The organism is Pseudomonas sp. 32A (genome assembly GCF_052682255.1).
Map to the genome: position 1 here is coordinate 3203385 of NZ_JBQYLY010000001.1, position 11741 is coordinate 3215125.

The 11741-nt window shown below is 59.2% G+C and carries 10 protein-coding genes; 6 read left to right on the forward strand and 4 right to left on the reverse strand.

Annotation, left to right across the window (positions count from 1 at the left end; all coding sequences use genetic code 11):
• Positions 1 to 4 precede the first annotated feature (4 nt).
• The 3 genes from ACUN0G_RS14540 to ACUN0G_RS14550 all read right to left on the reverse strand — a co-directional run bounded on the left by ACUN0G_RS14540 (position 5) and on the right by ACUN0G_RS14550 (position 3111).
• Complete coding sequence (locus ACUN0G_RS14540) at positions 5 to 925, reverse strand: SPFH domain-containing protein (protein WP_445573712.1); 921 nt, start codon at positions 923 to 925, stop codon at positions 5 to 7.
• A 59-nt stretch (positions 926 to 984) separates the two neighbouring features.
• Positions 985 to 2688 (reverse strand): GspE/PulE family protein, encoded by a 1704-nt coding sequence (locus ACUN0G_RS14545; protein WP_445573713.1) that lies wholly within the window; start codon positions 2686 to 2688, stop codon positions 985 to 987.
• A gap of 84 nt (positions 2689 to 2772) precedes the next feature.
• Positions 2773 to 3111, reverse strand: a complete 339-nt coding sequence (locus tag ACUN0G_RS14550; RefSeq protein WP_445573714.1) for a hypothetical protein — start codon at positions 3109 to 3111, stop codon at positions 2773 to 2775.
• A gap of 127 nt (positions 3112 to 3238) precedes the next feature.
• Here ACUN0G_RS14550 and ACUN0G_RS14555 point away from each other — a divergent pair, with 127 nt between their 5' ends.
• Complete coding sequence (locus ACUN0G_RS14555) at positions 3239 to 3709, forward strand: Lrp/AsnC family transcriptional regulator (protein WP_010167872.1); 471 nt, start codon at positions 3239 to 3241, stop codon at positions 3707 to 3709.
• Between the two features lie 57 nt (positions 3710 to 3766).
• On the opposite strand, the gene ACUN0G_RS14560 is transcribed toward ACUN0G_RS14555, so the two are convergent.
• Positions 3767 to 5134 carry a CYTH domain-containing protein gene (locus ACUN0G_RS14560; RefSeq protein ID WP_076013066.1) on the reverse strand — a complete coding sequence of 456 codons (1368 nt, stop codon included), beginning with the start codon at positions 5132 to 5134 and terminating at the stop codon, positions 3767 to 3769.
• A gap of 158 nt (positions 5135 to 5292) precedes the next feature.
• Here ACUN0G_RS14560 and argE point away from each other — a divergent pair, with 158 nt between their 5' ends.
• From argE to ssuE, 5 genes are all read left to right on the forward strand, one after another.
• On the forward strand, positions 5293 to 6441 hold the full coding sequence (gene argE / locus ACUN0G_RS14565) for an acetylornithine deacetylase (protein WP_076013065.1): 1149 nt from the start codon (positions 5293 to 5295) through the stop codon (positions 6439 to 6441).
• 135 nt (positions 6442 to 6576) lie between these two features.
• On the forward strand, positions 6577 to 7875 hold the full coding sequence (gene argA / locus ACUN0G_RS14570) for an amino-acid N-acetyltransferase (RefSeq protein ID WP_177043805.1): 1299 nt from the start codon (positions 6577 to 6579) through the stop codon (positions 7873 to 7875).
• A 595-nt stretch (positions 7876 to 8470) separates the two neighbouring features.
• Complete coding sequence (locus ACUN0G_RS14575; RefSeq protein WP_258342725.1) at positions 8471 to 9814, forward strand: OprD family porin; 1344 nt, start codon at positions 8471 to 8473, stop codon at positions 9812 to 9814.
• 273 nt (positions 9815 to 10087) lie between these two features.
• Positions 10088 to 10726 (forward strand): peroxiredoxin, encoded by a 639-nt coding sequence (locus ACUN0G_RS14580; RefSeq protein ID WP_010167863.1) that lies wholly within the window; start codon positions 10088 to 10090, stop codon positions 10724 to 10726.
• Positions 10727 to 11043: 317 nt separating this feature from the next.
• Positions 11044 to 11637 carry an NADPH-dependent FMN reductase gene (gene ssuE / locus ACUN0G_RS14585; protein WP_017476595.1) on the forward strand — a complete coding sequence of 198 codons (594 nt, stop codon included), beginning with the start codon at positions 11044 to 11046 and terminating at the stop codon, positions 11635 to 11637.
• The last annotated feature ends 104 nt before the right edge of the window (positions 11638 to 11741 follow it).

Consider the following 11741-nt stretch of genomic DNA (forward strand, 5'->3'; position numbering starts at 1 on the left):
TGCCTCAGGCTTTCTTGTTGTCGAAGGTTGCCTTGACGATCTCGCCGATACCACCAACGGCGCCAATCACCTGGCTGGCTTCCAGCGGCATCAGGATCACTTTGCTGTTGTTGGCTGAGGCCAGCTTGCCCAGTGCGTCGATGTATTTCTGGGCGACAAAGTAGTTGATGGCCTGCACGTTACCGGTGGCGATCGCCTCCGATACCACTTGAGTGGCGCGGGCTTCAGCTTCTGCCTGACGCTCACGGGCTTCGGATTCCAGGAACGCCGCCTCACGACCACCTTCGGCCTCAAGGATCTGCGCCTGCTTCTTGCCTTCGGCGGTCAGGATCGCGGAGGCTCGCAGGCCTTCGGCTTCGAGGATCTGTGCACGCTTGATCCGCTCGGCCTTCATCTGGCCGGACATGGCAGCCATCAGGTCGGCAGGCGGGCTGATGTCCTTGATTTCGATCCGGGTGATCTTGATGCCCCACGGTGCGGTGGCTTCGTCGACGGTGCGCAGCAGTTTTTCGTTGATGCCGTCACGCTGGCTGAGCATCGCATCCAGCTCCATGGAGCCGAGCACGGTACGGATGTTGGTTTGCAGCAGGTTGCGGATGGCGTGTTCGAGGTTGTTCACCTCGTAGGCGGCCTGGGCGGTATTGACCACCTGGAAGAAGCACACGGCGTCGATCTGCACCGTGGCGTTGTCGGCGGTGATGACTTCCTGGGGTGGAATATCCAGCACGCTTTCCATCACGTTGATCTTGCGACCGATGCGGTCCATGACCGGGATAATGATGTTCAGGCCCGGCTTGAGGGTGTTGGTGTAGCGGCCAAAGCGTTCAACCGTCCACTGGTAACCCTGGGGGACCACTTTGAAACCCATGAAGAGGATGGCGACGGCCAAGCCTACGAAAAGAAGCAGTACGGTTCCGATCTGCATAACGATTCCCTATCTGGTGTGGGCGGTAAAGCGAGGTTTTTCCGATTGTAACGGTGTTGTCACGGATAAGAACGGTTTACCGGCCCATCAATCAAAGGATTTGTTTCTGAATCCCCAGGCGTCACTCGCAGCACCTCGTCCATCGTCGTCAGCCCTGCCATTACCTTGCGCGTACCGGCAGACCGCAAGCTGCACATGCCTTGGTCAAGGGCCGCGCGGCGCAGGACCTGGAGGTTGGTGCCCGGGGTGATCAAGGCCTTGAGGCGGTCGTTCATCAGCATGATTTCGTAGATCCCGGCCCGGCCCCGATACCCACTTTCCCGACATTCTCCACAACCCACGGCCTGGTAGACCTGCCCGGCGAGCTGCTTGCAGTGCGGGCACAACAGCCGCACCAGACGCTGGGCCATCACTCCCAGCAATGTCGCATTGATCAGGTAATGAGGGATGCCCAGTTCCAGCAAGCGACTGATGGCGCCGGGTGCATCGTTGGTGTGCAGGGTCGATAGCACCAGGTGCCCGGTCAGGGCGGCCTGGATCGCCATTTCTGCGGTTTCCAGGTCGCGAATCTCGCCGATCATGATGATGTCCGGATCCTGGCGCATCAGGGCACGGATGCCGCTGGCGAAGGTCAGGTCGATGTTGGGTTGGACCTGCATCTGATTGAAGGCCGGCTCGACCATCTCGATTGGGTCTTCGACGGTGCACAGGTTGACCTCGCGGGTGGCCAGTTGCTTGAGCGTGGTGTACAGGGTGCTGGTCTTGCCCGAACCAGTGGGGCCCGTGACCAGAATGATGCCGTTGGCCTGGCCGGTCATGGATTGCCAGCGTTGCAGGTCGTCGTCGGAGAGCCCCAGTTGCTGGAAATCCTTGTGCAGCACCTGCGGGTCGAAAATTCGCATCACCAGCTTTTCGCCGAAGGCCGTGGGCAAGGTCGAAAGGCGCAGTTCCACTTCGCCGCCCGCGGGGCTTTTGGTCTTTACCCGGCCGTCCTGGGGTTTGCGTTTTTCCGCCACGTTCATCCGCCCGAGACTTTTCAGGCGGCTGACCACCGCCATCGTCACTTGGGACGGGAATTGATAGACGTCGTGCAGCAGCCCATCAATGCGAAAACGCACGCGGCCCTGTTCGCGGCCGGGTTCGATATGGATATCACTGGCCCGTTGGCCGAAGGCGTACTGCAACAGCCAGTCGACGATGTTGACGATGTGCGCGTCGTTGGCGTCGGGTTCCTGGTCGCTGGCGCCAAGGTTGAGCAGTTGCTCGATGTTGGGAGCGCTGGACGTTTTTTGATCAATAGCGCCGTTGACCGATTTCGCGAGCCGGTAAAACTCTACGGTGCAGCGCTGGATATCCTGGGGGTTGGCCACCACCCGCCTGATGGAACGCTTCAACACTTGAGCCAGGCCCGCTTCCCAACTGCTCACGTAAGGCTGGGCACTGGCGACGGTAACGCTGTGGGCGTCGACCGCAACCGCCAGGATCTTGTGCCGCTGGGCAAAGGCGTATGACATCAGCGGCACCACTGCGGCGACATCGATTTTCAACGGGTCGATACGCAGGTAAGGCTGCCCGCAGTGACGGGCCAGCCATTCGGTCAGCATTTCCAGCGGCGGCCCCGAGCTGGCAATGCATTCCAGGGGATGCCGCCCGCTGTTCGCCGTTACGGTCAGGTCGGCGGGCACCACGCCCTGGTCGATCAGGGCAGGTAGCAACTGATGGATTTCCAGCCAGCGATCCTGGGTATTTGGCGCAACGGGCATGGCGACGTTCCTGGGCAACGATTAGACGTAGTCCTCAGGCTAGTCACCCCTTGCGCTTCGGCCTCCGGGGTTTATTGCAGGCTTTTACTGACCGGCCGCCTGCACCGCCAGAGGCCGCACCGCATCAGCCGGTTGCAGTTCCAGCGAGCACACGCTGATCAGGTTACGAAGTTTTTCGCCGATCACCTGGGCCCGGTGCCAGCTCAGGCCATCCATCACGATATCGATCGCCAGCAGGTCGTCTTCGCGCTGCACGTTCACCTGGCGAGGAACCAGGAATTGCAGGGCAAAATAGTTGAGCACCCGGCACAACACGTCGGGTTCAGCCTCGGCGAGGATTTGATAGTGCGCCTGGCAGTGAGCGTTGCTGACGGCCCAGGCATCGACGCGTGGGGCGGGACTGGTGGATTCGACGACGTGCATGATGATTCTCCGGATTCGACTGGAGAAATTTTTACATGCGCCCCGGGAGATTTCTTATCTAAAAAAGCCCGTATTGGCTTATAAGAGAATCATGTAATTCCAGAAAGTACGATTAACAGGTATTTCTATGCACAGTGAGTTGGACGTGTATGACAGGCGCATCCTGGCGCTGTTGCAGGAGGACGCTTCGCTTTCCAGCGCGCAGATTGCCGAACAGGTCGGCCTGTCGCAGTCGCCGTGCTGGCGCAGGATTCAGCGGCTGAAAGAGGAGGGTGTGATTCGCGGCCAGGTCACCCTGCTGGACCGCAAAAAAATCGGCCTCAACACGCAGATCTTTGCCGAGGTGAAACTCAACGCCCACGGCCGTTCCAACTTCACTGAATTCACCGAGGCGATTCGCGGTTTTCCGGAAGTGCTGGAATGTTATGTGCTGATGGGGGCGGTGGACTTTTTACTGCGGATCGTCACGTCGGACATTGAAGCGTATGAGCGGTTTTTCTTCGAAAAACTCTCGATGGTGCCGGGGATTCAGGAGGTCAACTCGATAGTGGCCCTGTCGGAGATCAAGTCCACCACGAGTTTGCCGGTGTTGCGCTGATAGTTGCCATGGCCTGACTTTAGTGGCGAGGGAGCAAGCTCCCTCACCACAAGGGTTTTACAGGCGCAGCAGGGTTTTCCAGGCGCGATTCTGATACACCGCGATTGCCTGATGCATCCGCGCATCCAGCGACTCATCGGTGATCGGCTGGTTGGCCAGGTGCGCCAGCTTGTTCAACTCGCCATACAGACGGTCCAGCTCGGCGATATCCAGCACTTGGCGTGCATGGTGCAGCCAGGCCAGGATGCGTTCGATACGCGGCAGTTGCTCGGCCAGGTCTTCCGGCTGTTGCTGGTAGCGCGGCAGTTGCAGGGCGACGGCGTCGTCGGCCAGCAGGCGTGGCAGCCAGTTGGCGAGCTGTGCAGCGCCCTGGCGATTGCCACGCACGTTGCGCTCCGCTGCCCAGGTACGGGCCAGCAGCCAGCGGGAAGTGGTCAGCGAGAAGAGGCCCCAGCGCACGTCTTCCAGTTCTTCAGCGAACTGTTCCGGCGCGGCCTTGCGGATGTCTTCATCGTCGTCACCGGCCTGAACCAGCGGACGCCAGTCTTCCAGCAAGGCGTCCAGTGCGGCGCGCAGTTCGCTGGTGGATTGGCGTGGCGCGGCCTGGCCGAGGCTGCCGAGCAGGGCACGCAGTTCGCCGAGGTTTTCTACCCAGTCTTGCAGCAGGCGCCAGTGGCCATTGAAACGGTATTGCTCGGCCAGGCGCTGGCTGCTGCCCAACAGGTGCCACATGACGGCGGCAAACGCGTCGTCCAGCGGCATTTCAGCGTGCAGCACCGGTGCCGGCAGGCTCAGGGAGTAGCTGTTGGCGTCGAACAGGCGATAGCCACGCTCAGCCTTGCTGATATCGCACGGCATCAGGGCCAGGGTTGCGGCCAGTTCAGCGGCCAGCTCCAGCAGGGCGGCCGGGTCGCCTTCGCGCAGTTCCAGTTCCAGTTCGCAGATTTCTTCTTTCTGCTTGCCGGCGACCACATGGCCGAGGTCCAGGGCGGCTTCGATCACCACCTTGGCCTTGCCGCGGCCCCAGGCAATTTCGGCGCGTTCGCGAACGAAATCGGTGGTAAAGATCGGCTTGAGGGTCTTTTTGTCCAGCTCGGCCAGTTGCTCGGGCCAGCATTCGCCGTCGAGCTTCTTCACGTCGAGCTTGGCTTTGGCCAGGTCCCAGTTGTACTCATTGCGTTCCGACAAGCCGGCAACGCTCTGGCCACGGGTCTTGAGGGTCTGGATCACTTCGTCGCCGTCTTTGCGCAGGCGCAGGGCCACTTTGGCCTGGGCCAGGTCGCGTTCCGGGGTGTCGAAGTACTGGTTCATCAGCTCACGGCGTTCCCAGCCACTTTTGTTGCGTTTTTTCAGTAACGGGTGCTCACGCAGCGCGGCGAGGGTTTCGCGGCTGACGCGGAGCTTGATTTCGGTTTCTTTCTGCATGGCCGGAAAATCCAGGATCGGGAGCGCAGCCGGGGAAATGAGTGGCTGCCAAGGTCGTGCAGTGTACAGGACTGAGCCCGGCAACGCGCCGCAACGGTTTATTGTGTCGTGCAGATGGTTCTATGATGGGGTTCGTCCGGGAAGTTGAGAGACAGCGCATGCCTTTACCATCCATGAAAGAACAGTTCGCCGCGCTGATTGCCGCGCCTTCGGTCAGTTGTACCCAGGCCTCTCTCGACCAATCCAACCGCCCGGTGATCGATTTGCTCGCCACCTGGCTGGGGGACCTGGGATTTGCCTGCGACATCCAGCAGGTCAGCCCCGGAAAATTCAACCTGCTGGCCAGTTTCGGCACCGGCCCTGGCGGCCTGGTGTTGGCGGGTCACAGCGACACCGTGCCCTACGATGGCGCGCTATGGCAGACCGATCCGCTCAAGCTGACGGAAGTCGACGGCCGCTGGGTAGGACTGGGCAGCTGCGACATGAAGGGCTTTTTCGCCCTGGTGATCGAAGCCGTGCAGCCGCTGCTGGACCAACCCTTCAAGCAACCGCTGCTGATTCTTGCCACCTGCGATGAAGAAAGCTCCATGGCCGGCGCCCGGGCGCTGGCCGAGGCGGGCCGTCCTTTAGGCCGCGCGGCGGTGATCGGCGAGCCGACCGGCCTCAAACCCATCCGCCTGCACAAGGGCGTGATGATGGAGCGCATCGATATTCTCGGGCGCAGCGGCCATTCGTCGGATCCAAGCCTGGGCCACAGCGCCCTCGAAGCCATGCACGACGCCATCGGCGAGCTGCGTGGCCTGCGCCTGGCCTGGCAGCGCGAATACCGCAACCCACAATTCAGCGTGCCGCAACCGACCATGAACTTCGGCTGTATCCACGGTGGCGACAATCCCAATCGCATCTGCGGCCAGTGCTCCCTTGAATTCGACCTGCGGCCCTTGCCCGGCATGGATCCCCAGGTGCTGCGCGCGGCCATCCGGCAGAAGCTTGAGCCCCTGGCCGAGCGGCATAAGGTGAAGATCGACTACGCGCCGTTATTCCCCGAAGTGCCGCCGTTCGAGCAAGCAGAGGATGCCGAGTTGGTGCGGGTGGCTGAACGACTTACCGGTCATCGCGCTGAAGCAGTGGCGTTCGGCACCGAAGCGCCTTATCTTCAGCGCCTTGGTTGCGAGACCCTGGTGCTCGGCCCTGGCGATATCGCCTGCGCCCACCAGCCCGGCGAGTACCTTGAAATGTCACGCTTGACGCCTACAGTGCGTCTATTGCGGGAACTGATTCAACATTACTGCCTGACACCTGCATAAATTAACCCCTGCCCATCCGTACATAGAAGGAGAGCGAGCGTGTCGCCAAGCCTGTTCCGACGATAACCAACAGCCCGCTGTGCGTTTTCATGATTCATCCCTTTTTGGCTGCTTTTTATTACAGGCCCAGGTTTTATGCCCGAATACGTCAATTGGCTTCGTCACGCTTCGCCTTACATCAATGCCCACCGCGACTGCACCTTTGTGGTCATGCTGCCGGGCGATGGTGTGGATCATCCGAACTTCGGCAATATCGTCCACGACCTGGTGCTGCTCCACAGCCTGGGCGTGCGCCTGGTGCTGGTCCACGGTTCGCGTCCGCAAATCGAAACCCGCCTCGCCGCCCGCGGCCTGACCCCGGCTTACCACGAAGGCTTGCGCATTACTGATGCCGCGACTCTGGAGTGTGTGATCGACGCGGTCGGCCATCTGCGTATCGCCATCGAAGCGCGGTTGTCCATGGACATGGCGTCCTCGCCGATGCAGGGCTCGCGCCTGCGGGTGGCCAGCGGCAACCTGGTGACGGCGCGCCCGATTGGTGTGCTTGAAGGCGTCGACTATCACCACACCGGCGAGGTGCGCCGGGTCGACCGCAAGGGCATCAACCGGCTGCTGGACGAGCGTTCCATCGTATTGCTGTCGCCGCTGGGTTATTCGCCTACCGGTGAAATCTTCAACCTCGCCTGCGAAGACGTCGCCACTCGCGCCGCCATTGACCTGGGCGCGGACAAATTGCTGCTGTTTGGCGCCGATCTTGGTTTGATCGATGAACACGGCCGCCTGGTGCGTGAACTGCGTCCGCAACAGGTGCCTGCGCACCTGCAACGCTTGGGCAGCAACTACCAGGCTGAGCTGCTGGACGCAGCGGCTGAAGCTTGCCGTGGCGGCGTAGGCCGCAGCCACATTGTCAGTTATGCCGAAGATGGTGCTTTGCTGACCGAGCTGTTCACCCGGGACGGCGGCGGTACGCTGGTCGCCCAGGAGCAGTTTGAGCTGGTGCGCGAAGCGGCAATTGAAGATGTCGGCGGTCTGCTGGACCTGATCAGCCCGCTGGAAGAGCAGGGGATTCTGGTGCGCCGTTCCCGTGAAGTGCTGGAGCGGGAAATCGAGCAGTTCAGTGTGGTGGAACGTGAAGGCATGATCATCGCCTGCGCGGCGCTGTATCAGATCGCCGACTCGGACGCAGGGGAGCTGGCGTGCCTGGCCGTGAACCCGGAGTACCGTCATGGCGGTCGCGGTGACGAACTGCTGGAACGCATCGAGACCCGTGCCCGGGCCCAGGGTTTGAAGACGTTGTTCGTGCTGACCACCCGTACTGCCCATTGGTTTCGCGAGCGTGGGTTTGTGCCGAGTACAGTGGATCGCCTGCCGTCGGCGCGGGCGTCGCTGTACAACTATCAGCGTAATTCGAAGATTTTCGAAAAGGCGTTGTAAGCCTGAAGCGGCGAGGGGGCAATCCTCTCGCCTGTCAATTTGGCAAGTCTTGCATCCGGGATGGGTGCAATGAGGCCACTCGCCGGGTTTGCAGAATTATCCACACAACTGACATCAAAGTGACATTATCGCCAGGTACGGTGAGATGCATTAGCGGGACGGCAGAAAAGTTTCATCGATACAAAAACTGTAACAAATTGACGGAATGATGTGCGTTTGGCCATGATGGCGTCGCGTTTTTGATCGTGAGTGACGTATGGCCCCATTGGGTCAACACAAAACGATCTAAAAAAACGCAGAGACATACTCTTCAGGAACACCTTTATGCAGCGGTACTGCCTCAACGGCCAGACCGTCACATGGAAAGCGTTATTCCAGAATCGTATGAAAAAGAATGAAACAATTCTTTTTGGGTGTATGAAAAACTCATTACCCTGCAGGGACCAAATCAACTGCGGTTAGACGAAGGTAGTAGACACACAAGGTTACGATTGACTTGTCAGTCACTATCTGGCGCTAATCGCGCATCTGTGGATCAAGGGCGTCAGACCCGAGACCTAAGAAATACAAAAATTAGAAATGAGAGGAGCGGTACATGAAGAAGTCAACATTGGCGTTGGCCGTAGCTTTGGGGGCAATCGCTCAACAAGCAGGCGCCGCAGGTTTTATCGACGACAGCAAGGTCACTCTTGGTCTGCGCAACTTTTACATCAATACCGACAACCGTGATGGCGTTCCTTCGAGAACGTCCAACACCCGCAGCAAAAACGCTGAATGGGGCCAAGGCTTCGACCTGCGCTTCATCTCCGGCTTTACCCAGGGCACTGTAGGCTTCGGTCTCGACGCCATCGGCCTGTACGGCGTGCGTCTGGATTCCAGCCGTGAAAACCACGGTAACTACACCGGTACTGCTTCCGGCGGCACCGTGTTCCCAAGTGATGGCAACAAGGCGGTCAACGATTTCGCCAGCCTGGGCGTGACCGGTAAGGTCAAGATCTCCCAGACCGTGCTGAAGATCGGTACCCTGCAGCCGAACAACCCGGTCATCAAGACCAACGACGGTCGTCTGCTGCCACAAACCTTCCAGGGCGGCGAGATCTCTTCGAACGAGATCAAGGACCTGACCTTGACTGCTGGTCAGATCGAGCACTCCAAAGGCCGTAACTCCAGCAACAATGAAGGTCTGTCCCTGGCCGGTGCCAACGGTAGCTCGAACTACGACGCTGGTAACTTCGTCAACAAGTTCTATTACGCCGGTGCTGACTACAAAATCACCAAAGACCTGACCGCTTCGTACTACTTCGGCGAGCTGAAGGACTTTTATGCTCAGAACTTCCTGGGCTTGGTCCACAACTGGGCGATCGGTCCAGGCACTCTGAAAAGTGACCTGCGTTACTACCGCAGCCGCGACAACGGTGCCAACGGTGATACTGCCGGTTACTACACCACCGGTTTCTACGGCAACACGACTACCAAAGGTAAGGTCGACAACGACCTGTACAGCTACCTGGCGTTGTACTCGGTTGCTGGTCACACCTTTGGTGCTGGTTACCAGTACACCAAGGGCGACAGCGACTTCCCTTGGCTGAACCAAGGTGACGGCTCGTCGAACAGCACCACTACCGACATGCAAATCCAGAAGTTCGCCCGTGCTGGCGAGCGTACCTGGCAAGCTCGCTACGCGTATGACTTCGCCAAGGTTGGCGTACCTGGCCTGACAGCCGGTGTGATCTACCTGCGTGGCAGCAACATCGACACTGCCGTCGGTGAAAAGACCGAGTGGGAGCGTGACTTGACCCTGGCCTACGTTATTCCAGAAGGTCCGCTGAAAAACCTGGGCGTCGCCTGGAAGAACGCCATGTGGCGTACCGACCTGGCCAGCACTCGCGACCAGGACGAAAACCGCCTGATCGTCAGCTACAGCTACGCGTTCAAGTAAGAGCGTAAAACCTTGCCCGGCGCAATGCCGGGCAGGGTGCTTTACTTTTCAAGTCGGGCTCAACCCCCGCAAGCCCGTCCTGAACCCCTCTTTGTACAGCGTCTCAAGGCCTTCTCGAACCTTGAAGCCGATGTTGATCCTCGCCTGTAGCCAAGTCCAATGAACAGATTTTTAATATTCCTTTATCGTCTAGATAAATCGATATTTATTCTTTTTAAATAATCCGCGACACAGGCACAGTGGGCTCCATAAGCACTCATCAGGAGCCACACCATGAGCCTCAGACTGGGCGACATCGCCCCCGACTTTGAACAGGATTCCAGCGCCGGCAAGATTCGTTTCCACGAGTGGCTGGGCGATAGCTGGGGCGTGCTGTTTTCCCACCCGGCGGACTTCACCCCGGTGTGCACCACCGAGCTGGGTTTTACCGCCAAGCTCAAAGATGAATTCGCCAAGCGCGGCGTCAAGGCCATTGCCCTGTCGGTGGACCCGGTGGACTCCCACCACAAGTGGATCGAAGACATCAACGAAACCCAGAACACCATCGTCAACTTCCCGATCCTGGCCGACGCAGACCGCAAGGTCTCCGACCTGTACGACCTGATCCACCCGAATGCCAGTGATACCCTCACCGTGCGTTCGCTGTTCGTGATCGATCCGAACAAAAAGATTCGCCTGACCATCACCTACCCGGCCAGCACCGGGCGCAACTTCCACGAAATCCTGCGGGTGATCGACTCGCTGCAACTGACCGACAGCCACAAAGTCGCCACCCCGGCCAACTGGCAGGACGGCGATGAGGTGGTGATCGTGCCGTCGCTCAAGGACGAGGAAGAGATCAAGAAACGCTTTCCGAAGGGTTACCGCGCAGTGAAGCCGTACCTGCGGCTCACCCCCCAACCGAATCGCTGACACAGAACCCAATGTGGGAGCGGGCTTGCTCGCGAATGCGCACTGTCAGTTGACGCATCTTTGAATGACACACCGCTTTCGCGAGCAAGCCCGCTCCCACACTTGATCGCATTTCAAGTCTCACACAGCAGGGGTTTTAAGGCCGTTTCGACGGCCTTTTTTTATGCCTGGAATTTAGTCAGCCGCATATGCATTTAAAGAATAAACAAATGAAAAAATAAGATTTATAGATATATAAATTGGCTGATATGGTCTGTCCCATCTTGGCGCCATCGCCACATAGCGAACCGCCGACACTTTCCAAAGGAATTGCCTACATGCTGGTCGTAACACTTGGTGGTAGCCCCAGCCAACGTTCCCGGTCCGGGGTCTTGCTGGATCACACCCGCAACTGGTTGCAGCAACAAGGCGTGGAAGTGGTGAGTTATCAGATACGGGACTTCCCGGCCGAAGACTTGCTGCACGCGCGGTTCGACAGCCCGAAAATCATCGACCTGCTGCAGCAAGTGGCAAATGCCGATGGCCTGGTGATCGCCACGCCGGTGTACAAGGCTTCGTTTTCCGGCGCGCTGAAAACCATCCTTGACCTGCTGCCCGAACGCGCCCTGGCCCACAAAGTGGTATTGCCGATGGCCACCGGCGGCAGCATCGCCCACATGCTCGCGGTGGACTACGCCTTGAAGCCGGTGCTGTCGGCCCTGAAAGCCCAGGAATTGCTCCACGGGATTTTCGCCGAAGACAGCCAGATTGCTTACGGCGAAGGCAGTGCCCAGGCGCAACTGGTGCCGGTGCTGGAACAACGTTTGAGCGAGGCCCTGGAAACCTTCTACAGCGCCATGGCCCGCCGCCCGAAACCCCTTGACCCCAATGTGTTGAATGAACGTTTGTTGAGTGCTCGCTGGAGCATTTAAGCCTCACCCAGCTTTACCTGGATTCAACAAGTACTACTCACCTTACTCAGCCGCCAACGGCCAAGCAGGTGCAGCCAACCCCCTCATCGTATTTTGGAGAGAGC